This window comes from Streptomyces sp. NPDC046303 (genome assembly GCF_055588085.1).
In genome coordinates, this window is sequence record NZ_JBVJFA010000063.1 from 1 (window position 1) to 21,623 (window position 21,623).

The window sequence follows — 21,623 nt, forward strand, 5'->3', positions numbered from 1 at the left end:
ATCAGCGCACCCAGATCCGTATTCGAGTTACGCGACCCCGACATCAGGTTCGTCAGAACCTGCGTCCCCATGTCGAACTTCATCCCACACCCCCGTGCTCACGAACGTTCGCCAGTATGTCTAGTTCTATCAACTTACATCGCTCCTGCAATCAGCAACCAGCCGGTTGTGACGGCCCTATGACAAACCGCCAGACATCTTCACGCGCCCTTCAGATGCCCCATCAGCCGCTCGAAGACCGCCCACCCCGACAGGTCCGACGGGTCTCCGGGGAGCGGGTAGTAGTAGGCGGGACGGGTCTTCGGCCCCAGCCGCACCGGCTGTTCGGCCAGCGGCGTGCGCCGGGCCCGGTCGTCCGGCATCCCCCGGACCTCCTCCGCGCCCAGCACGAAGGCCAGCGGTACGCCCGGTCCCTCGAAGCGCGGCGGTACCAGCAGGTCGCGGCGCGCTTTGCGGAGTTGTACGAGCATCGACTGGAGGCGGTGGCGGGTGACGAGGGCCTCCGCGGTGCGGGGCAGGGCGTCCAGCGGCGGTTCCTCGCCGGCGCCGTAGCCGAGCGCCAGCGTGACGGTCTCCTCGACGCCCGCCTTCGTACGGCTGATCCGCACCGTCGCGAGGCCGGGGCGTTCGGGGCTTCCCACCACCACGAACCACGTCGGCTCGGGGGCCCGGGCGAACGCCACGTCGGTCAGCCGGCCCGGCGACCAGGGCAGGTTGGCCGGTTCGGCCGTGCCCCAGCCCGCCGGCGGCTCGCCGGTCAGCTCGCGCCACACCGTCTCCAGGGCGCCGCCGAGGACCAGCCGGTCGTCCGCGGGGTGGACGGTGCGGAAGGTGATGGCCAGCTGCCGCTCGGCCGTCTCCGCGACCTCCTGGTAGGAGGCGGCGACCGGCGTCCGCGGGTCCTCCTCGGTGGCGTCCTCGGCCACCACGGTGGCGAACATGCCCTCCTGCCAGCGCAGCACCGCGCCCGAAAGGCCGTCGTAGTAGCCCTCCCGCTCGTCCTGCACGACCCACCGCGAAGGCCATTCCGGCATGTTGGCCAGCACCGCCGGGGACAGCAGGGTCCCGGGCGGAGTGACGACCTGCAGCCCCCGCTCGGCCGCCGCGGAGGCCCGGAAGGCGTCGGAGAGCCAGGCCGTCATCGCGACGACCGGGCGGTCCATGATGACCACGGCGACGTTGGGCGTCAGCACGTCGACGGCGGGCTGCGCCGCGGCGGGCGTGGGCGCGACACTGACCCCGTCGCTGTGCACCACGGCCAGCGAGCGCGCCGCCTCCGGCGGCCAGGCGCTCCCCCCGGCCAGCTCGGCGAGGCGCGCCGCGAAGGTCCCCGCGAGGCGTTCGGCGTCGGGGACGCCGGTGGTGGCGCGGGCCTCCGTCCACCAGAACGGAACGCGCGGCGGGGTGGCCCCGAGCAGCCGCTCGGCCTCCCCCTCGACCTGGACCAGCAGCGGCGCCTCGACGGAGACCAGCGGCCGCCCCTGCTCGTCGCAGAGCTGTACGACCGCCCCCTCGCCCGTGGTGTTCACCAGCTTGTCCGGGCCCCCGGAGAGGAGGCCGGCGAGCACCGCCCACGGATCGGGCATCTTCGGGGTGAGGGCTATGACGTCCTTGGTCATGGGGGCGTACGGTCCTTCGCAGTCCGGTTTCAGGGAGGGTCGGGGGCGGGCGGGAGGGGCGCTACTCGGGCGTTACTCGAGCGCTACTCGGGCGTGTACACGGTCTGGATCAGGCGGTTGGACTGGCCCCTGCGGATGAGCACACCGCGGCCGGCGGGCTGCTGGGAGGCGTACACCCCCGGGAACAGCTGGCCCTCGCCCCGGTCGCCGGCCATGACGACCGCCGAGGCCCCCGATTCGCGCAGGCCCTGCACCAGCGGCTCGTACATGCCGCGCGAGGCGCCCGCGACGCGGCGCGTCAGGACGAAGTGCAGGCCGATGTCCACGGCCGACGGGATGTACGGGACGAACGGGGCGAGCGGCGACTGCCCCGCCGTGGTGAGCACGTCGTAGTCGTCGACGAGGACCACGATCCGCGGACCGCCGCCCCAGCTGCCGGGCTCCAGGTCCTCCAGCGGGGCGCTGTCGTCGGGCATCCGCCGTTCCAGCTCGGTGGCGATGCCCGCGGCCAGCCCGGCGCACATCTTGGTATTGTAGGCGTAGCCGCCGTTGAACTCCTCCGGGACCACCCCGCGCAGGCTGCGCCGGGGGTCCATGATGGCGAAGACCAGCTCGTCCTGCCCGTACCGGTCGATGAGACCGCCGGCGATCGTCTTCAGCAGGTTCGTCTTGCCGCACTCGCTGTCCCCCATGACCAGCAGGTGCTGGTCGTGCTGGAACAGGTCGAGCAGTACGGGCGCCAGCGCGCTCTGGTCGAGGCCGATCGGCACCCGCTTGGGCTCGGCGACCGGGCCCGGCAGTAGGTGCGGCTCCAGCAGGTGCGGCAGCACCCGTACCGGCTGGGCGGCCTCGCCGCTCCAGGTGGCGCGGATCGTCCGGGCCGTGCGCTCCAGCACCGCGCCCAGCTCGGCGGTCTCGCGCAGGCCGTCCGTGCGGGGCAGGGCCACCTGCGCGAACAGCTTGCCGTCGGTGAGGACGCGGCCGGGCTCGTCGGGGGACAGGGTCTCGGCGAGCTTGCGCTCGATGCTGGACTCACTGGGGTCGTTGAGGCGCAGTTCGACGCGGGTGCCGAAGTTCGACTGGGTGGCGATGCGGACGTCGTTCCAGCGGAGCATGCCCGCGACGACGTGGATGCCGTAGCCGCCGCCGCGCTTGAGGATGTCGACGACGGCGTCGTCGAGGTCCTCGAAGTCGTCGCGCAGCGCGCCGAAGCCGTCGATGACGAGGACGATCTCGGCGGAGGCCAGCTCGGGCAGCCGTCCGGCCGCGTGCAGGGTGCGCAGCTGCTCCACGGAGTCGATGTTGTGCTCGCGGAACACGTCCTCGCGCAGGGCGAGCATGGTGCGCACTTCTTCGACGGTGCGGGCCGCGCGCTCGCGGTCGGCGCGCCCCGCGATCCCGCCGACGTGCGGCAGGCCCGACAGGGCCTGGAGGCCGCCGCCGACCAGGTCGAGGCCGTAGACGCCGACCTCCTGCGGGGTGTGGGTCAGGGCGAGCGAGAGCACCAGGGTGCGCAGCAGGGTGGTCTTGCCGGACTGCGGGCCGCCGATGACGGCGGCGTGGCCGCCCGCGACGGTCAGGTCGAGGTACCACTCGCCCTGCCACTGCTTGGTCGGGTCGTCGAGCAGGCCGAGCGGTACGGTGAGCCGCCCGCGCCGCTTGGACAGCTGCATGCCGCGCGCGCCCACGTCGAGCGGGCCGGCGACGGTGTCCAGGGCGATCGCGTCGGGCAGCGGGGGCAGCCAGATGCGGCGCACCGGACCGGCGGCGTTCCGCAGCTGGTCCACGATGACGCCCATCTCGGTCGGGCCGGTTTCCCGGCGCCGCGCGGAGGGCTCCTGGACGCCCGTGCTCTCCGGCTTGGACAGGGTGTTGAAGGCCTCGTACTCCAGGGCGAGCGGGCCGCTGTCCTCCTCCTCGCGCTGCACGGGGCCGCGGTAGGCGCCGGAGACGTAACTCGCCTTGAACCGCTCGTAGTGACTGGTGTCGACCTTGAGGTAGCCGAAACCGGGCAGCGGCGGGAGGTGGAAGGCGTCCGTGGTGTCCAGGACCGTGCGGGACTCGTCGGCGGAGAAGGTGCGCAGGCCCAGGCGGTACGACAGGTACGTGTCCAGGCCCTTGAGCTTGCCGCCCTCGATGCGCTGGCTGGACAGCAGCAGGTGCACGCCGATGGAGCGGCCGATGCGGCCGATCGACAGGAACAGGTCGATGAAGTCCGGCTTGGCGGTGAGGAGTTCGCCGAACTCGTCGATGACGACGAACAGGTGGGGCAGCGGGTCCAGGTCAGGCCGGCGTTCGGCGCGCAGCGCGGCGTAGTCGCCGATGTCGGCGACGTTTCCGGCGTCCTTGAGGACCTGCTGGCGGCGCTTGACCTCGCCGGCGAGCGAGGCGTGGACGCGCTCGACGAGGCCGGCCTGGTTCTCCAGGTTGGTGATGACGCCGGCGACGTGCGGCAGGTCCGCGAACGGCGCGAACGTGGCGCCGCCCTTGTAGTCGACCAGGACCAGGGCGAGGTCCTCCGGCGGGTGCGTGGCCACCAGGGCGAGGACGAGGGTGCGCAGCAGTTCGGACTTGCCGGAACCGGTGGCGCCGACGCACAGGCCGTGCGGGCCCATGCCCAGTTCGGAGGACTCCTTGAGGTCCAGCAGCACGGGCTCGCGGGAGTCGCTGATGCCGATCGGCACGCGCAGGAAGGCGCGTTCGCCGCGGGGCGCCCACAGGCTGGGCAGGTCGAGGCGGGCCACGTCGTCGATGCCGAGCAGGTCGGCGAAGTCGACGGGCCCGGACAGCGGGGCGTCGATGAGGGACTCGGCGGACAGGCGCAGCGGGGCGAGCATCCGCGCCAGGCCCTCGGCGAAGGGGATGCCGACCTCGTCCACGGTGCCGTGGGCGCTGATGGGCTGGTCCTGGCGCAGGTCCTCGATGAGCACCTGGTCGCCGTCGACGGTGATCCGCACGCCGACGTGTCCGGGCTCCTGGACCCGCTGTTCGAGCAGGTGGAGGACGGTGACGCCCATCTCGCGCAGGCCCACCGCGTCATCGGGGCGCGGGAGTTCGACGGCGTCCTCACCGTGTCCGTCGGTCACGACGAGCAGCCGCGAGCTCATGGCCAGGGCGTCCTTGCCGGACAGTCCGCGGCGCACCTCGGCGGCGTAGGAGGCGCGGCGGCGCAGCTCCGGACCGACCTGCCGGGCGAGCTGGGCCGGGGAGGGGGCGATGCGGCGGGCGGCGACGGGGCCGTCGAGCTGCTCGGTGTCCAGGAGGTGCGGCATCCACTTGGCCCACTCCCAGTCCTCGAGCCGGTCGCCGGGCACGGCCAGGGCGATCGCCACGTCGTCGGGGGCGTGCAGGGCGGCGGCCTGGACCAGCAGGGCGCGTGCGACGCGCAGGCAGTCCTCGCGGGGGCCGATGACGCTGATGTTGCCGACGCGGTCGAGCGGGACGGTCAGCGGGAGTTCGGTGCCGTTGCGGAACCGGGCCGTCAGCGCGGACGCCTCGTTGAGCATGAACTGGTCGGGCGGGGTGAGGACGGTGGAGCCCTGCTGCCCGATCTGCAGGTCGCGCACGGGCATCTCGCCGGTGCCGACGCGCACGCGCAGGAAGTCGCCGTCGACGCGGCGGCGCTCCCACAGCCGGGCCGGATCGCGGACGATGTCGTACAGGGCGTGCGGCGGCGGGTTGAGCACGTCGGCGTGCTCACCGCGTTCGCGTTCCTCGGCGGCCAGTTCCTCGCGCAGGTCCTCCAGGTAGGCGAGGTAGGCCTCGCGCTGGGTGCGGCGGGTGCGCTGGGCCTTGCCGCGCTGCGAGAAGACGAGCGCGAGCGAGCCGACGATGGTGACGACCAGGATCAGCGCGCCGAGTGCGGCGAACTGGCTGTTGCGGACGACCGTCATCATCACGACGGATGACATGACCCCGGCCACGGGCAGCAGCGACATCGCGATGTTGCCCGCCTTCCCCTCGGGGAGGTTGGGCGGGGCCTCGATGGTGCGTGCCTCGGGAGCCGCCGGGGGCCTGACGGTCCGCGCCGGGCGGTGGATCAGTCGGGTACTCATCGTCAGTGGCGCTTCTGGGAGAGCTGGAAGACGTCCGCGGCGAGCCGGGCGGCGGTCTGCCTGGTCGAGTGGGCGAGGAGTTCGGTGCGGATCCGGCCGCCGTCCGCGAGGTGGCGGTCGTACGGAAGGACGTGGACGCTCGGTCCGGCGGCCTGGAGCGTACGGGCCGCCTCGGCGAGGTCGATCCCCGAGTGCGGGGCCTGCTCCGTGAGCACGACGACGGTGCTCGCCATCACGTGCGGGGGCAGGCCCTGCATCCACTGCAGGACCGCGTAGGTGCTGCTGACGCCGTCCAGGGTGGCGGGGGTGGCCAGGACGCGGGCCTGGGAAGCGGACAGGGCGACGCGGGCCACCTCGGCGGGCAGCGTCTCGCAGTCGACGACGGTCACGCCGAAGTAGCGGCGCAGCGCGACCATGGCCCGCTCGTAGGACCGGGTGTCGAGCATGGCGCCGATCTGGCCCTGACTGCCGGGCAGCAGCCAGGCGTTGTCGCGGAGCTGCACCAGGTAGCCGGTGACGTCGAGCAGCGACATCTGCGGCTCGACGATGCCCGCGACGTCGCCGGTGGTCCAGCGCAGGGTCTCGGCGCCGAGGCGGATCGGCAGCGAGCCCAGGGCGGGGTCGGCCTCGACGAACAGGACGGGGTCCTGCCGGTAGTGCGCGTACGTGGTGCCGAGCAGGGCGGCGACCGTGGACTTGCCGGCGCCGCCGCGGATGGAGGTGACGGCGATCTGGCGGCCCGTGGTCACGGGCTGCTGGAGCAGCTCGGCGGCGCGGGTGGCCTCGGCCACCTCGCGGGCGGCCGAGGAGGAAACGGTTCTGCGTACGGCGCGCAGGGCGCGGGCGGTGAACGGCTCACCGTGCCGGGGCTTGCGGCCCGCCCCGGTGAGGTTCCGGTCCACCGCGGGCCGGGATTCGGGGGCGGGGGCGCCCTGGCCGTGCCCTGCGGGGGCGTACGCGGCCTGCGGCTGCGGCTGGGCGTACGGCTGGGCCTGCGGCTGCTGCTGCGGCGGCTGGGCATACGGCTGGGCCTGCTGCGGCTGCGGCTGCGGCTGCGGGTAGCCCGGGGGCACGGCTGCGGCCGGGGCCTGCGGCGGGTACCCGTACGCGGGATCCGCGGCGCCCGGGGCGGGGGCCGGCGCGCCCGGACCCGGCACCGGCTGCTGCGGGCCGCCCGGACCCTGGGCCGGAGGCTGCGCTCCGCCCCTCAGGTCGCGCAGGACGTCGCCCTGCCAGTTCTCTCCGTGTCGCATGTCTGCCCCTGCCCCTCTTCCTCAGAACTTGTTGAGCAGCTGCCCGTACACGCCGAACACCCCGACGGCGAGCGGGAAGAGCCCCACCATGCCCACCGATTCGACGAGGTCGGCCGTGCGCCGCAGCCGGACCTGCACGTGCTCCGGCGGCTGCACCGCGAGGACGAGCAGGGGCAGCAGCCCCGCGAGGCCCAGCACGGCGAGCGGTCCGGCGCCCGCGCCGTGCTCGGTCCACAGCATCACGAGGCGTACGACGAGCAGTGCCGCGGCGGCGATCAGCGCCACGACCTCGGCGACCAGCGGGAAGGCCCGCGCCCGCGACAGGAGCACCACGGCGACGAGCGCCGGCAGCGCCACCGTCCACACCGACGGCTTCTCGGCCAGGGTCAGCAGCCAGCCGGCGGCGGCCGCCGAGATCGCGGTGACGATGGTCGCGAGGGCGAGCCCGCGGTGCGTGGCGGCGAGCGCGTTGCCCACTTCGTGGCGGCTGACGGAGGCACCGCCCGAGCGGCGGTCGTCGAGTGCGGTGAGCCCCGAGGCCATCAGGGCGAGCCGCGGCAGCAGGCCGAGCACCACCACCGAGACCAGGGCCATGACCGCGCCGAGCCGGGCCGGGTCGTCCTGGAGGGCGGCGACGGCCTCCCACAGGGCGGTGAGCACGGCGGTGGCCGCGGCGCCCATGAGACCGCCGCGGCCGAGCGGGGAGAAGTAGCCGAGCAGTACCAGCGTCAGGACGAGCGCACCCGCGACGGCGGCGAGCCGCGCGATGCCCGACCACTGGTAGGCGTCCGCGGCGGTCCAGGCGGTGAGGAGCCCCAGCCCGCCGGAGGCGAGCAGCAGGGCCGTGGCCAGGCCGCGGTTGCCCTGCCCCAGCCGGGAGATGACGGCGCCGGCCGCCATCAGGACGAGCGTGATGGCGGTGAGGGCGCCGGTCAGCGATTCGAGTGCGAACTCGCGGCGGGCGAGCAGCGCCGCGGTCACCGTGAAGGCGACGGTCGCGACGCCCGCGCTGCCCCGCCGGGCGGCGGGCCGCCAGCGCCAGGCCTGCAGGTCGAGGTCGTCGGCCACCAGGTCGGTGACGTCGTGGACCACGGGGGCGGGCGGCGCGGAGTGGCTCCTGACGAGCCGCAGGACAGCGCCGTCGGCTATGCCGGCCGACGCGAGCGTGCTGTCGTGCGGGAGCGCGGAACCGTCCGACGTGATCAGCTGGCGGGTCAGCGGACGCGAGGCGGCCCGGTCGTCGAGCAGCTGCAATATGTCCGGGAGCAGCTGCCCGATCGGAGTGTCGGAGGGCAGGACCACATCGGCCCGGCGCCGCTCTCCGACCAGGGTCACCCGGCTCAGTTGCGCCCGGGAAGTCGTTGCTGTGCTCACCACTTACGGGAACCTATCATCGCGGGTTGGCGACCTTTCGGGCCAAGGGGACATGACGCTGCTACGACTGCGTCGGCTTGGGCGACTTGGCCGAGTTCGAGGACGTGGGCTGGGCCGTCTTCGGCGGTTTCGGCGGTTTCGAGGGGCTCGGCGACTTCGCAGGGGGCTGGCTCGCGGCGCCGGACGGCGGCTGCTGCGCCTTCGACGGCTCTCCGAGCGGCTGCACATGGCGCTGTTGCTGCTGCTGTTGCTTCTGCTGCTCGGCCTTCTGCTTGGCGAGCGTGTGCTGGATGAAGGACCACCCGACGCAGCCCGCGCACAGGACGGCCGCGATGGCGATCCCCGCGAACAGCTTCCCGAGCCGCTCGTCCGCCGTGCGCCGCGCCCGCTGGGCACCGAAGAGCAGGGCGTCCCTCATCCTGCGGCGGCGTACCGCCACCGACTCCAGAAGCTGGCTGTCGTAGTCCCGTGCCATCCCTCGTCCGTTGCCCCAGTCTCGGCTCGTCGAGCGCCAACCACCGCCCCGGGGCGCGGCTGCAGCGCGTGCGCCTGCCAAGTCCCCCGTCTTTTGCCCCTGCAACATAGAGCATGCATCCGAATCCGGCACATCCGGATCGGGGAGTGGGCCGACGTGTCGGTCAGGAGGCCGCGGGCTCGGGCTCCTTGGGGTCGCCGGAGAGGCGGACGGTGCTCAGGATGCGCATGACCAGGTCGTCGCCGACGGCGCCGGGGACGCCCGTGCGGCCGTGGAAGTCCCAGGCGACGAACCCGCCCTTGGAGTTCTTGAACCCGAAGACCACCGCCTGGCCGTCGCCGGCGCAGCGGTTGGGCTGCTTGGCGCCCGAGGAGCGGGCCTTGACGTAGGTGCCCTTGACGCCGGACTTCGTGCGGTACTCCACCGGCTTGTCCCAGGTCACGATGGTCTTGTCGGGCTGGGTGTTGGCGGCGTACACCCAGGTCGGCGCGCTCTTCTCGGCGACCTCGGCGGTGCTCTCGGCGCCTTCGGCGCCCTTGGTGCCGGTGGCGGCGAGCTTCACGTCCTCGGTCCGGCCGTCGCCGTTCGCGTCGATGCTGCACCACTTGGACTTGTAGAAGGCGGGGGCCGTGTGCCCGATGAGGACCTTGTCCGGGTCCTTGCGGTCGGTGTAGCCGCTGAAGACCGTGGGCTCGGCGACCTCCCAGTCCGGGGGCACGTCGAACGCGGTGCCGTGCTGGGGGTTGACCACGGTCTTCCAGCCCTTGACGAGCGGCTTGGACGGGTCGGCCGCCGCGGCACGGTCCTCGGCCCCGCGCCGGACGTACACGACGGCGGTGACGGTGGCGGCGACCGCCAGGGCGGTCACCGCGCAGATCGCGATGACGGTACGCCGCCGTCCCCGCCGCGGCTCCGGCCGGCGCGGCAGCTGCGGCTGCGTGGGCGGCTGTGCGTGTGGCTGCGCGTGCGGCTGTGCGTGCGGCGGCCACTCGGGCGGGCCGAACTGTCCCTGCTGGTACGGGTTCTGCACGGGTCCGTCCCCTCCTGCCTGTCTGCCTACTTGCCGAAGGAAAGGATCGAGCGGCTCACGGCCCTGGGCTCCGGCCCCTGCACCCGGCCGTTGAGCAGGAACAGCCGCCCGTCCGCCCAGGCGATGCGGACCCCGTGGTCGTAGAAGACGCCCTCGGCCCCGGCGGCCGCCGCCGGGCTCTGCAGGAGCGGCTGGGACGATCCGTCGGCCGCGGAGAGGGAGACGACCGAAGCGGCGGCGCCGGCCCCCGGCGCGACGTAGACGACGACCCGGCCGCCTTCGACGGCGAGCGGCCACATGGTGCGGCCCTTCGGCTGCTCGGGCGTGCTCCACTTCTCCTTGCCGGTGTTCAGGTCGACGGCGACGACCTTGAGGGTGTCCTCGACGCCGAGCTCCTTGCCGGGCTTGCCCGCGCCGATGTAGAGCGTGTCGGCGTCGGCCGCGGCGGCGTAGCACTCCTGGAAGCCGGTCGAGTTGCCCCAGCCGTTGCACCGGCCGCTGACCCCGAAGGCGGCGTCGCTCTGCGAGCGGATCTTCCCGTCGGCGGCGAACGCCGTGATGTTCCAGGTCTTCTTCTCCTTGTGGTACGCAGCCACCACCAGCGGGTCCACGGACAGCACCCGGCCGACGTTCCAGCCCTTGTCGTACGTATGGCTCCACTTGGAGCCGCCGGTGGCCGGATCCATCTCCTCGATCATCGACTGCGCGGACGCGGTGGGTTCTTTGGGCGGAAAGCAGTTGCGGAGGGCGATGAGGCGGGAGCCTCCGGCGAACGCCCGCGGGGAGCAGCCGTTCGTGTGCGACGTACCGAAGAGCTTGCGGCCGTCGGTGACCGAGAAGCCGCTCATGAAGGCCGGCCTGGCGACGGCCACGGTGTCGCCGGCGATGGCCATTTCGAGTTCCAGCGCCGTGTCGTAGCGGCTCTCCTGCGGGATCGGCACCTTCCACCCCGCCGTCCCCGCGGCGAGGTCGATCAGCTGGAGCTGGTTGCAGTGCGAGGTGGTCGAGTCGGTCTCCTTGACGCCCACGACCAGCTTGCCGGTGGGGGAGGGGTCGCGGGGAAACCCGCACAGCGGGGTCTGGAAGGAGAGTTTCCACTTTTCCTGGCCGTCGGTCACCGCATAGCCGGCGATCTCCTTGTGCATCGCTCTGACCACGACGTCGCCCACCCGCCAGGGGCCGAACTGGGCGGCTCCCGAACCGGCGAGCTCGGTCTGGTTGTCCCGCAGCCAGACCCGGGCCTCGCCGGGCTGGATGCCGGCATTGGGGTCGTAGGTGTCGGGGCCGACACCGGGGCCCTTCCCGTCGCCCTGGTCGACCGAGGGAGAACCGGTCGGCGTGGCCGAATCCTTGCCGTCCTTGCCGTCGCCGCCCCGGTCGCCGCCGAGGGCGAGGTACGTGCCGCCGCCGAGGGCGAGCAGCACGCCGACCAGCACCGCCAGGACGACCGCCGTCCGGCGCCCGGACCGGCCGCCCGTACCGGCGCCGGTGCCACTGGACCGCGGTTCGAACGGTTCGGGTGGCGGCCCGAAGCCGGCAGGTGTCTGGTTCATGGCACGAGTGTGGCCGATCCGGAAGTCTTTCTAGAATAGATTTTTAGACTTCTTGGCCACGGGCTGTCAGACCCGCCGCGCACAATGGTCCCGGCGCGCGGAGTGGATCAAGGGAGACGTGGATGAACGGTCAGGCGGCGGCGTCCGGTGTCGCGGTACGCAGCGCGGGCGAGGCGGACCTCGAGGTGGCGGCGGAACTGTTCCGCGGCTACCTGGAGTTCTACGAGGTCGACGTGAAGGACGCGGAGCGCCCCCGCGCCTTCCTGGCCGAGCGGCTCGCGAACGACGAGTCCCAGGTCCTGCTCGCGGACGTCCCCGGCGCCGGGACGGTGGGATTCGCGCAGGTCTACCGGACGTTCTCGTCGCTCTCCATGCGGCCCATCTGGGTGCTGGGCGACCTGTACGTCGCCCCCTCCGGCCGCCGTACCGGCGCGGGCCGGGCCCTGCTGCACGAGGTGCTGCGCCGGGCGCGGGCGGCCGGGGTGGCCGGGGTGCAGCTGGAGACCGCGTACGACAACACCGTCGCCCAGGGGCTGTACGAGGCGGAGGGATTCGTCCGCGAGGGGTTCCACGTGTACTTCCACGAGCTGGGCTGAGCCGACCGAACCGGTTCCCGGGCCGGGCTATTTGGCGTCCGCGTAGCACTCCACGACCGCCGTGGTGAACGGGAACCGGACCGGGGTGTCGCCGAAGGCGATCCGGCCGGCCCGCTCACCCGCGGCGCGGATCGCCTCGGCGACGGCCGCGGCCTCCTCGGCCGGGCAGTGCACGATCACCTCGTCGTGCTGGAAGAACACCAGCTCGGCCCGCATCCCGGCCAGGGTCTGCCGCAGTGCGGCGAGCAGCAGCAGGGTCCAGTCGGCGGCGCTGCCCTGCACGACGAAGTTACGGGTGAAGCGGCCGCGGGCCCGGGTGTTGGTCGAGGCGTAGCTCGGGGTCCAGGAGTCCTCCCGGTCCTGGGGGATCCCGGCCTCCCCGTCCTCGGGGGCCCCGGCCGGCGGCGGGCAGGTGCGGCCCAGCCAGGTCCGTACGAGCCGGCCCTCCTCCCCGGCCCTGGCCGCGTCGTCCACGTGCGCCACGGCCTGCGGGAAGCGGCGGCGCAGCGCGGCCAGGTTCCTGAGGCCGTCCCCGGAGGTCTGCCCGTAGACGGCGCCCAGGACGGCCAGCTTGGCCTTGTCGCGGTCGCCGGAGAAGCCCTGGCGGGAGACGGCCGTGTAGAGGTCCTCGGGCCGGCCGGCCACCTCCATGAAAGCGGGGTCGCGGGAGATCGCGGCGAGTACGCGCGGCTCCATCTGGTCGGCGTCGGCGACGACGAGGCGCCAGCCGGGGTCGGCGACGACGGCCCGGCGGATCACCTTGGGGATCTGCAGGGCTCCGCCGCCGTTGGTCACCCAGCGGCCGGTGAGGGTGCCGCCCGGGAGGAACTCCGGGCGGAAGCGGCCGTCGCGCACCCAGTCCGCGAGCCAGCTCCAGCCGTGGGCGGTGTAGATCCGGTACAGCTTCTTGTACGCGAGCAGCGGCTCGACGGCGGGATGGTCCAGCTCCGCGATCTCCCAGCGGCGGGTGGACTTGAGTTTGATCCCGGCCTCGGCGAACGCCTTGATCACGTCGGCGGGCAGGTCGGGGCGCACGCGGCGGCCGAAGGCGGCGGAGATCCGGTCGGCCAGCTCGGCGAGGCGGCGGGGCTCCCCGCCGCCCGCGTACCGCTCGCCGAGCAGCTCCGTCAGCAGGGCGCGGTGGACGTCGGCCCGCCAGGGCAGGCCCGCGCGGTGCATCTCGGCGGCGACGAGGAAGGCCGCGGACTCGGCGGCCGTGAGCAGCCGCATGCGGTCGGGGTGGGCGGTGGCGCCGAGCCGCCCCACCTGGTCGGCGTGGACGGCGAGCAGGGCGTCGAGGGGGACGGCGGTGGCGGGCCGCGGATCGAAGAGGGAGTCCTGGGCGCCGGGCTCGGCGGCGCGCTGCGGCGGGTCGGGCGGTACGGGGGCGTGGTTGAGCCGGGCCCAGGCGGCCGCTGCCGAGCGGGGCTCGCCGAAGCGGCCCTCGTGGCCGAGGAGCAGCAGCTCGACGGCCTCGATGTCGTGGCAGCGCTCGACGCGGACCCCGGCGGCGAGCAGGCGGGGGTACACGGCGGCGGTGGACCGCCAGACCCAGCGGGTGCCGGGGTGTGCGGCGCGGACGGCTTCCGCGGGGTCGCGCACGGTGATCCGGGCCCCGCCCGATGGGGTGACGGGCGCGGCGTGCCATCGCCCGTCGGCATCCTCGGCCAGGGCCCACCGGCCGGCGTTCTCGCTCACAGGTGCGAGTGTCCCACCGGGGTCGGACAGTGCCGCCGAGCCGAGCCGAGCCGAGCCGAGCCGAGCTGTGCCGTGCGGTCCGGGTGCGCCGCGGCTGCCGGGGCTGCCGGGGCTGCCGGGGCTGCCGGGGCGGGGGGGCGCGAAAGCGGCCATGCCAAGCTGAGAGGTGTGAGAGACCTTGCCGAGACCGTCGACCGAGCCTTCGCCGCCGCCCTCTACGCCCAGGACGACACCGGGCTGGACACCGGGGCCTCCCTGCTGGCCGCCGAGGCCGAGCAGTGGGCGGGGATCGGCCGGGAGCTGCTGGGGCGCGGGGAGGCGTACGTACGGCAGGGCTGGGAGAGGGGCTGGCAGCCGGCCGACGTGCTCCGGCTGGTCCGCCGGGACCTCGGGGAGCGGCACCTGCGGATCGCCGGGGACGTGATCGCCGCCGAGGCGCGCCGCTACGCCCGGCTTCCCGAGCGCTGGACCGACGCCGAGGTCTGGTGGGGCGAGGACGCCTCGTACGCCGAGCGGCTCGCGCAGCGCGAGCGGACGGACCGGTTCACGCTGGCCACCGCGGTCCTGGAGGTGTTCCGGCTGCTGATCCGGCTGCCGTCTATCGAACCGGTGGGCCCCCTGCCCGGCGACCCGGCGGACGCCCTCGCCGCGCACGCGCACATCGAGCCGCGCATGCTCGGCCGGATCCGCGCGCTGCTCGCGAAGGCCGAGGCGACCACCTACCCCGAGGAGGCGGAGGCGCTCAGCGCCAAGGCCCAGGAGCTGATGGCCCGGCACACCGTGGACGAGGCGCTCCTCGCGGCCGGCGGCAAGGGCCCGGCCCAGGTGCCCGGCGCGTGCCGGATCGGCGTCGAGCCGCCGTACGAGGAGGCCAAGGCGGTGCTGCTGGACGCGGTGGCCACCGCCAACCGGTGCCGGGCGGTGTGGAACAGCGGCTTCGAGTTCTCCACGGTGGTCGGCTTCGAGAGCGACCTCGAGGCGGTGGAGCTGCTGTACACCTCCCTGCTCGTGCAGGGCACGGCGTCGATGACCCGTGCGGAGGCGGCGCAGCGCGCGGGAGGACGCAAGCGGACGAAGACCTTCAGGCAGTCGTTCCTGCTCGCGTACGCCAGCAGGCTCGGGCGGCGGCTCGCGGAGACGGCGCAGCACACGGTGAGCGAGGCCCCCGACCACCTGCCGGCCCTGGTCGCCCGGGACGTTGCGGTCACCTCCCGGGCGGAGGAGATGTTCCCGCGGACCACGACGACCCGGCTGCGGGGGGCCACCGACCACGCCGGCTGGGAGGACGGGACGGCGGCCGCCGACTCCGCGCACGTCGGCGGACGTCAGAGACCGCTGCCGCGGTAGCGATCGCTCTGTGATCAGGGAAGCACCCCGCGTGCACGTGCATCTGCCCATGCATGCGCTGGTGAACACAGCTATGATCCGGTGCAGTTGACATCTGCACTATCGGGGGCTTCCTGTGGACCACGCGTACAACGGGATGGCAGCTGCAGAACTCGCTTCCTTGTTTGAGTTGACCTGGCAGAAGAGCAGACACAGCAACTCGCAGGGGTCCTGCGTGGAGTTTGCGAAACTGCCCGGCGGCGATGTCGCCATGCGCAACTCGCGCTTCCCGGACGGCCCGGCGCTCGTGTACACGCCGGCCGAGATAGAGGCCCTGCTCCTGGGCGTCAAGGACGGCGAGTTCGACCACCTGATCGGCTGATTCGGCGCACGGCAACCCAACGGAACGGCGCACCCCATCAAGCCATGCACGTGCACTGGCCGGGAATGATCATCGCGATCAGTCCCGGCCAGTTGCCTTGTTCGTGACGTTCGGCGGCAGGCGCTTCCCGGTCAGTCCTGGAGCAGGAACAGCGCCCAGACCACCTTGCCGGTCAGCCGCCCCGCGAGCGGGTGCCAGCCCCAGCTGTCGCTGTAGGAGTCCACGAGGAACAGCCCGCGCCCGGACTCCAGGTCGCAGTTCTCCTCGGTCCGCTCGGGGGAGAAGGAGCCCCCGGGCCGGTCCTCGCTGGGGTCGCGCACCGCGCACACCAGCCGGGTGCTCCACCGCATCAGGTGCAGCCGTACCGCCGGCTCCGTCTCGCCGCCCGCGCCGCGCGGATCTTCGGGCAGGGCATGGCGCAGCGCGTTGGTGACGAGTTCGGAGACGACCAGTGCGACATCGTCGAAGCGCTCGTCGAGGCCCCACTGGGACAGCGTCGAACGGCAGAAGGAACGTGCTCCCCGTACCGCTTCGAGGCGGGCGGGCAGAGCGCAGGACGCGGACCCGGAGACAGCCGTGGGGTCGACCGGGGGAAGCCCCTGCCGTAACGGCTCGAGCATGGTCGATCCATTCGTCCCCATGCGAGGCACTCCCGGGATTCGCGGACGAAGCAGGGGCCTCGTCCAAAGAGAACTGCGGGGTGGGTCCCGCGCCGGCGCGAAGTGCACGCAGGTGCGCGGGGACCATCGTTCCGAATGGGCGAGCCGGATGCAAGGGCAGATGCACGTGCACGCGCCGGACCTGTCCACTCCCGTGATGGTTCTTGCTCATTTCTTCCTACGCATCCTTACGGACTTCTTTTGCGGGAGCCGGGATTCCGTTACAGAACGAGTACGAGCCGATGCGTTTTGGTGGCAGACTGCGGGCCCTGGGGTACGGGGGCCCCGCGCGCACGCATGTCCATTGCGATGGGGAGGGCAGTACTGGTGACCGCAGAAGCGAGCGGTTCGGTGGTGCGCCGCATCCTCCTGGGCTCACAGCTCAGGCGACTCCGAGAATCCCGCGGCATCACCCGTGAGGCGGCCGGCTACTCGATCCGCGCATCCGAATCGAAGATCAGCCGCTTGGAGTTGGGAAGGGTGAGCTTCAAGGCCAGGGACGTGGAGGACCTCCTCACGCTCTACGGGGTCACGGACAACGCCGAGCGCGAGTCGCTCCTGGGCCTGGTCCGCGAGGCCAACGCGACGGGCTGGTGGCACAGTTACGGCGACGTGCTGCCCGGCTGGTTCCAGACCTACATCGGCCTGGAGGGCGCCGCCTCGCTCATCCGGATCTACGAAGTCCAGTTCGTCCACGGGCTGTTGCAGACCGAGGCCTACGCCCACGCCGTCGTCAGCCGCGGCATGCCCGGCGCCACCGCCGCCGAGATCGACCGCCGCGTCGCGCTGCGCCTGGAGCGCCAGAAGGTCCTCGTCTCCGAGAACGCACCGGTCTTCCACGCCGTGCTCGACGAGGCCGCCCTGCGCCGCCCGTACGGTGACCGCGACGTCATGCGCGGACAGTTGGAACACCTCATCGAGGTCTCCCAGCGGCCCAACGTGCAGCTCCAGGTGATGCCCTTCTCCTTCGGCGGCCACGCGGGCGAGAGCGGAGCCTTCACCCTGCTGCGCTTCCCCGAGTCCGACCTCCAGGACATCGTCTATCTGGAACAGCTCACCAGCGCCCTCTACCTGGACAAGGACGAGGAAGTGGGGCAGTACGAGCGGGCGATGGAGCGGCTCCAGGCCGACTGCCCCGACGCCGACCGGACCAGGGATCTTCTCCGCGGCCTGCTCCAACTGTCTTGATCCGAACGTACTATGACTCCTGATCAGTGCATGACGACCGATCGGTCTCCGGTGCAGCGCACGGGTGCGCGCTCGCAGTAAGGGATGGCATGTCCATATTCAGCGACCTGGCTCACCAGTACATCGACGGCGAATGGCTGGCCGGTACCGGTTCGTGGGACATCATCGACGTCAACCCCTACAACGGGGAGAAGCTCGCGGCCATCACGGTGGCCACCGTCGAGCAGGTGGACCAGGCCTACCGCGGCGCCGAGCGCGCCCAGCGCGACTGGGCGGCCACCAGCCCGTACACCAGACGCGCGGTCCTGGAGCGCGCCCTGCGGATCACCGAGGAGCGCGAGAAGGAGATCGTCGAGGCGATGATCGACGAGCTCGGCGGGACCCGTCCCAAGGCCGAGTACGAGGTCTACCTCGCCAAGGAGTTCCTCCGCGAGGCGATGCAGCTCGCCGTCCGCCCCGAGGGCCGCATCCTGGCCTCGCCGGTCGAGGGCAAGGAGAACCGGGTCCAGCGCCTCCCGGTCGGCGTGATCACCGTCATCAGCCCCTTCAACTTCCCCTTCCTGGTCACCCTCAAGTCGGTCGCCCCGGCGCTGGCGCTGGGCAACGCGGTGGTGATCAAGCCGAACCAGAACGCGCCCGTGGTCGGCGGCGGGGTCATCGCGAAGATCTTCGAGGACGCCGGCCTGCCGGCCGGGCTGCTGAACGTCCTGGTCACGGACATAGCCGAGATCGGCGACGCGCTCCTGACCCACCCCGTCCCCAAGGTGATCTCCTTCGCGGGCTCCGACCGGGTCGGCCGGCACGTCGGGGCGGTCGCCGCCCGCCACTTCAAGCGGACGGTCCTCGAGCTCAGCGGCAACAGCGCGCTCGTCGTCCTCGACGACGCCGACCTCGACTACGCGGTGGACGCCGCCGTCTTCAGCCGCTTCGTCTACCAGGGCCAGGTCTGCATGGCCGCCAACCGGATCCTCGTCGACGCCTCCGTCGCGGAGGAGTTCACCGAGAAGTTCACCGCCCGCGTGCGCGCCCTGAAGACGGGCGACCCGCACGAGGCCGACACCCACATCGGCCCGCTGATCAACTCCTTCCAGGCCGACGCGCTGACCGCGCTGGTGGACCAGGCCGTGGAAGCCGGCGCGCAGGCACTCGTACGGGGGTCCACGCGCGGCAACCTGGTCGAGCCGACCGTGCTGACCGGCCTGCCCGAGGACTCCCCGCTGATGGCCCAGGAGATCTTCGGCCCGGTGGCCCTGCTGGTGGTCTTCGACGGCGAGGACGAGGCCGTACGGCTGACCAACGCCACCCCCTACGGCCTGAGCGGGGCCGTGCACACGCGGGACGTGGAGCGCGGCGTCCGCTTCGCCCAGCGGATCGAGACGGGCATGATCCACGTCAACGACTCCACGATCGGGGACGAGCCGCTGGCCGCCTTCGGCGGCGAGAAGGCCTCGGGCCTGGGCCGGCTCAACGGCGAGGCCACCGTGGAGGCCTTCACCACCCAGAAATGGATCTCGGTGCAGCACGGGCGCAGCCGCTTCCCGTTCTGATCCCCAGGCCACCCACCCCCTAGACTCGACCGGGCGCACGTGGAGCCGCCCGGGGGAGTGCAAGTTGAGCAACATACCCGAGACCGGCCGGACCCCTCGGGTCCAGAACCGGCTCGTCGTCATCCAGATCGTGGTCTTCTCGCTGCTGCTCACCCTGGGCGGACGGCTCTGGTACCTGCAGATACGCAATGGCCAGGAGTACACGGACGAGGCGAAGAACAACCACGTCCAGCGCGTGGTCCAGCCGGCCGTGCGCGGCTCGATCCTCGACTCGCGCGGGGTGCCGCTCGCCGACAACGCGACCCACCTGGTGGTGTCCGCCAACCGCACCGAGCTGCTGACCATGAAGGACCGCGGCAAGGCCGTCCTGACCCGCCTCGCGGGCGTCCTGGGGATGGATCCGCAGGAGGTCCTCGACAAGGTCCGGCTCTGCGACTCCAAGACCCCGCAGCCCTGCTGGAACGGCTCGCCCTACCAGCCGATCCCGGTCAGCGACGAGGCCACCACCGAGCAGGCGCTCCAGATCCACGAGCACGCCGAGGACTTCCCCGGCATCACCGCCGAGCCCACCGCCATGCGCCGCTACGCCGCGCCCGACGGGGCCAACACCTCCCAGGTGCTCGGCTACCTCTCCCCGGTCACGGACGAGGAGATCGCCAAGGCGAAGAACTCCGACTCCCCCTACCTGCGTTCCGACCAGGTCGGCCGCTCCGGCCTGGAGCGTACGTACGACAAGGAGCTGCGCGGCAAGGCGGGCATCACCCGCTACGAGGTCGACAACCTCGGCCGGGTCATCGGCCAGGGCGAGACCGACAAGGCGCTGCCCGGCTCGAACATCGTGACCTCGATCGACTCCCGGGTGCAGGCGGTCGCCGAGCGCGAGCTGCACCTCGCGATGGTCGAGGCCCGCAAGGGGTACGACAAGAACACGCGCAGGAACTACGAGGCCGACTCGGGTGCGGTCGTGGTCATGGAGTCCAAGACGGGCCGTGTCGTGGCGATGGCCTCGAACCCGACGTACGACCCGAACGCCTGGGTGGGCGGCATCTCCGCCAAGGACTACGCCTCGCTCACCGACAAGGAGTCGAACTACCCGCTGCTGAACCGGGCCATCCAGGGCCAGGCGGCGCCGGGATCCGTCTTCAAGGTGGTCACCTCCACCGCCGCCGTCAACGCCGGGTACCCGTTCAACAGGCGCTATCCCTGCCCCAGCTCCTACTCGGTCGGCAGCCAGACCTTCACGAACTTCGAGTCGCAGGGCCACGGCGACATCACCATCGGCCGGGCCCTGGAGGTCTCCTGCGACACTGTGTACTACGCCCTCGCGGACCAGGAGTGGAAGAAGGACGGCGGCATCAACCCGAAGAAGAACCCGAACGACTGGTTCCTCAAGACCGCCCACGAGTTCGGGCTGGGCAAGCGCACCGGCATCGACCTGCCGAACGAGGTGCCCGGCCGGGTCCCCGACCGGAAGTGGAAGCAGGACTTCTTCGAGGCGAACAAGGACGCCTGGTGCCGGGACGGCAAGAAGAACGGCAGCTTCGCCGAGAAGATCGCGTACGAGAACTGCCGCGAGGGCAACCAGCTGCGCGAGGGCGACGCCATCAACTACTCGATCGGCCAGGGCGACACCCTCGTCACCCCGGTCCAGATGGCCTCCGTCTACGCGGCCATCGCCAACGGCGGCACGCTCCACCAGCCCAGCGTGGGCAAGGCGATCGTCAGCGCCGACGGCACCTCGGTCCGGGAGATCGCGCCGAAGGAGCGGGGCAGGCTCCCGATGGACGCCAAGACCCGGGACGACATCGACGAGGCCCTCGCCGGGGTGGCCACCAACGGCAGCGCCGCCTGGCGGTTCGGCGGCTGGCCGCAGAAGCAGATCCCGATGCACGCCAAGACCGGTACCGCCGAGGTCCAGGGCAAGCAGACCACCTCGTGGTTCGCCTCGTACACCGAGGACTACACGATCGTCATGACCATCTCGCAGGGCGGCACCGGCTCGGGTGCGTCGGGACCGGCGGTCCGCAAGATCTACGAGGCGATGTACGGGCTCGACCCGACGGGGAAGCAGGACCTCTCCAAGGCCCTGCTGCCGAAGCCGGCCACCGCCCTGCCCGCCCTGCGGCCGGAGGGTGGATCCGACGCACCGTGACGGCCGATGCGGGGGATTGAGGACAGAACCTGACCGCAAGGCTCCGTAGCGTGGTTCTTGTCAGCAGGACAGACACCCGAATCCGAAGGCGGTAGACCATGGCCCAGATTTCCACCGAGATCCCCGGCGACGAGCGCGGCACGCTCCTCGCCTTCGTGGCCTCCCAGCGCACGGCCCTGCGCGAATCGGTGCTCGGGCTGAGCGAGGAGCAGGCCGCGAGCCGGCCCAGCGCCAGCGAGCTGTCCCTGTCGGGCCTGCTCAAGCACGCGGCCGAGGTCGAGCTCAACTGGCTGCGGCTGGCCCAGCAGCGGCCCAACGAGCGGCAGCGCGACCGGGACAGCTGGGGCGAGGCCTTCCGGCTGGTCGACGGCGAGTCCATCCCGTCCGTCCTGGCCTCGTGGGACGGGGTGGTCAAGGAGCTGGAGACCTTCGTCCTGGCGCTGCCCACCCTCGACGAGACGTTCCCGCTGCCCCCGGCGCCGTGGTTCCCGAAGGACGCCAAGGTCTCGATGCGCTGGATGCTCCTGCACCTGGTGGAGGAGTTCGCCCGGCACGCCGGCCACGCGGACATCGTCCGCGAGACCCTCGACGGGACCAAGGCCATGGGCTGACACGGCGGCTTAGGGGGTGTCTGACGGAGGTCCGTGGTGAAGGAGCGGTGTCCGGTGCGTGCTCTCGGCGTGCCGGCCGGATGCCCGCGTACTGGACGTACTTGG

At 72.2% G+C, this 21,623-nt stretch carries 15 protein-coding genes and 1 pseudogene; 7 read left to right on the top strand and 9 right to left on the bottom strand.

Translation table 11 applies throughout. The annotated features are described in order from the left end of the window. Positions 1 to 200: 200 nt before the first annotated feature. The 7 genes and pseudogenes from ACZ6I1_RS33830 to ACZ6I1_RS33860 all read right to left on the bottom strand — a co-directional run bounded on the left by ACZ6I1_RS33830 (position 201) and on the right by ACZ6I1_RS33860 (position 11,359). Positions 201 to 1,619 (bottom strand): DUF6177 family protein, encoded by a 1,419-nt coding sequence (locus ACZ6I1_RS33830; RefSeq protein ID WP_469292849.1) that lies wholly within the window; start codon positions 1,617 to 1,619, stop codon positions 201 to 203. A gap of 83 nt (positions 1,620 to 1,702) precedes the next feature. Continuing rightward, complete coding sequence (gene eccCa, locus ACZ6I1_RS33835) at positions 1,703 to 5,674, bottom strand: type VII secretion protein EccCa (protein WP_469292851.1); 3,972 nt, start codon at positions 5,672 to 5,674, stop codon at positions 1,703 to 1,705. A gap of 2 nt (positions 5,675 to 5,676) precedes the next feature. Next, entirely contained in the window at positions 5,677 to 6,927 is a 1,251-nt protein-coding gene (locus tag ACZ6I1_RS33840; protein ID WP_469292852.1) for a MinD/ParA family ATP-binding protein, read from the bottom strand. Between the two features lie 21 nt (positions 6,928 to 6,948). Continuing rightward, the gene (gene eccD / locus ACZ6I1_RS33845) at positions 6,949 to 8,304 is read right to left on the bottom strand and encodes a type VII secretion integral membrane protein EccD (protein WP_469292854.1); all 1,356 of its coding nucleotides are present in this window, start codon (positions 8,302 to 8,304) and stop codon (positions 6,949 to 6,951) included. Positions 8,305 to 8,518: 214 nt separating this feature from the next. Further along, a pseudogene (locus tag ACZ6I1_RS33850) lies at positions 8,519 to 8,776 on the bottom strand (hypothetical protein); the annotation flags it as partial. A gap of 163 nt (positions 8,777 to 8,939) precedes the next feature. Further along, positions 8,940 to 9,806: a DUF8017 domain-containing protein gene (locus ACZ6I1_RS33855; RefSeq protein WP_469292856.1), complete on the bottom strand. Its 867-nt coding sequence runs from the start codon at positions 9,804 to 9,806 to the stop codon at positions 8,940 to 8,942. 26 nt (positions 9,807 to 9,832) lie between these two features. Then, positions 9,833 to 11,359, bottom strand: coding sequence for a PQQ-binding-like beta-propeller repeat protein (locus ACZ6I1_RS33860; RefSeq protein WP_469292857.1), 1,527 nt, complete (start codon positions 11,357 to 11,359; stop codon positions 9,833 to 9,835). 122 nt (positions 11,360 to 11,481) lie between these two features. Between ACZ6I1_RS33860 and ACZ6I1_RS33865 the strand changes: the two genes are divergently transcribed. Then, positions 11,482 to 11,955, top strand: coding sequence for a GNAT family N-acetyltransferase (locus ACZ6I1_RS33865; RefSeq protein WP_469292858.1), 474 nt, complete (start codon positions 11,482 to 11,484; stop codon positions 11,953 to 11,955). A gap of 27 nt (positions 11,956 to 11,982) precedes the next feature. Here ACZ6I1_RS33865 and ACZ6I1_RS33870 read toward each other — a convergent pair whose 3' ends face one another. After that, entirely contained in the window at positions 11,983 to 13,806 is a 1,824-nt protein-coding gene (locus ACZ6I1_RS33870) for a bifunctional 3'-5' exonuclease/DNA polymerase (protein ID WP_469292860.1), read from the bottom strand. 15 nt (positions 13,807 to 13,821) lie between these two features. Here ACZ6I1_RS33870 and ACZ6I1_RS33875 point away from each other — a divergent pair, with 15 nt between their 5' ends. Both ACZ6I1_RS33875 and ACZ6I1_RS33880 read left to right on the top strand, forming a co-directional pair. Continuing rightward, positions 13,822 to 15,000 carry a DUF2786 domain-containing protein gene (locus ACZ6I1_RS33875; RefSeq protein WP_469292861.1) on the top strand — a complete coding sequence of 393 codons (1,179 nt, stop codon included), beginning with the start codon at positions 13,822 to 13,824 and terminating at the stop codon, positions 14,998 to 15,000. Positions 15,001 to 15,115: 115 nt separating this feature from the next. After that, positions 15,116 to 15,361, top strand: coding sequence for a DUF397 domain-containing protein (locus ACZ6I1_RS33880; protein WP_030656519.1), 246 nt, complete (start codon positions 15,116 to 15,118; stop codon positions 15,359 to 15,361). A 131-nt stretch (positions 15,362 to 15,492) separates the two neighbouring features. On the opposite strand, the gene ACZ6I1_RS33885 is transcribed toward ACZ6I1_RS33880, so the two are convergent. Beyond that, on the bottom strand, positions 15,493 to 16,002 hold the full coding sequence (locus ACZ6I1_RS33885) for an ATP-binding protein (RefSeq protein WP_469292862.1): 510 nt from the start codon (positions 16,000 to 16,002) through the stop codon (positions 15,493 to 15,495). Positions 16,003 to 16,329: 327 nt separating this feature from the next. Here ACZ6I1_RS33885 and ACZ6I1_RS33890 point away from each other — a divergent pair, with 327 nt between their 5' ends. From ACZ6I1_RS33890 to ACZ6I1_RS33905, 4 genes are all read left to right on the top strand, one after another. Next, positions 16,330 to 17,208, top strand: coding sequence for a helix-turn-helix domain-containing protein (locus ACZ6I1_RS33890; protein WP_069920828.1), 879 nt, complete (start codon positions 16,330 to 16,332; stop codon positions 17,206 to 17,208). An 89-nt stretch (positions 17,209 to 17,297) separates the two neighbouring features. Then, positions 17,298 to 18,755, top strand: a complete 1,458-nt coding sequence (locus ACZ6I1_RS33895; protein WP_469292863.1) for an aldehyde dehydrogenase family protein — start codon at positions 17,298 to 17,300, stop codon at positions 18,753 to 18,755. Positions 18,756 to 18,819: 64 nt separating this feature from the next. After that, the gene (gene mrdA / locus ACZ6I1_RS33900; protein WP_469292864.1) at positions 18,820 to 20,907 is read left to right on the top strand and encodes a penicillin-binding protein 2; all 2,088 of its coding nucleotides are present in this window, start codon (positions 18,820 to 18,822) and stop codon (positions 20,905 to 20,907) included. A 98-nt stretch (positions 20,908 to 21,005) separates the two neighbouring features. Continuing rightward, positions 21,006 to 21,518: a DinB family protein gene (locus tag ACZ6I1_RS33905; protein WP_469292865.1), complete on the top strand. Its 513-nt coding sequence runs from the start codon at positions 21,006 to 21,008 to the stop codon at positions 21,516 to 21,518. Positions 21,519 to 21,623: the final 105 nt, after the last annotated feature.

What these genes read in the sequence shown, in the direction of transcription:
- ACZ6I1_RS33830 (WP_469292849.1), bottom strand. Translation starts at nt 1,619, where the DNA reads ATGACCAAGGACGTCATAGCCCTCACCCCGAAGATGCCCGATCCGTGG.
- eccCa (WP_469292851.1), bottom strand. Translation starts at nt 5,674, where the DNA reads ATGAGTACCCGACTGATCCACCGCCCGGCGCGGACCGTCAGGCCCCCG.
- ACZ6I1_RS33840 (WP_469292852.1), bottom strand. Translation starts at nt 6,927, where the DNA reads ATGCGACACGGAGAGAACTGGCAGGGCGACGTCCTGCGCGACCTGAGG.
- ACZ6I1_RS33860 (WP_469292857.1), bottom strand. Translation starts at nt 11,359, where the DNA reads ATGAACCAGACACCTGCCGGCTTCGGGCCGCCACCCGAACCGTTCGAA.
- ACZ6I1_RS33865 (WP_469292858.1), top strand. Translation starts at nt 11,482, where the DNA reads ATGAACGGTCAGGCGGCGGCGTCCGGTGTCGCGGTACGCAGCGCGGGC.
- ACZ6I1_RS33870 (WP_469292860.1), bottom strand. Translation starts at nt 13,806, where the DNA reads ATGGCCGCTTTCGCGCCCCCCCGCCCCGGCAGCCCCGGCAGCCCCGGC.
- ACZ6I1_RS33885 (WP_469292862.1), bottom strand. Translation starts at nt 16,002, where the DNA reads ATGGGGACGAATGGATCGACCATGCTCGAGCCGTTACGGCAGGGGCTT.
- ACZ6I1_RS33890 (WP_069920828.1), top strand. Translation starts at nt 16,330, where the DNA reads ATGGGGAGGGCAGTACTGGTGACCGCAGAAGCGAGCGGTTCGGTGGTG.
- ACZ6I1_RS33895 (WP_469292863.1), top strand. Translation starts at nt 17,298, where the DNA reads ATGTCCATATTCAGCGACCTGGCTCACCAGTACATCGACGGCGAATGG.
- ACZ6I1_RS33905 (WP_469292865.1), top strand. Translation starts at nt 21,006, where the DNA reads ATGGCCCAGATTTCCACCGAGATCCCCGGCGACGAGCGCGGCACGCTC.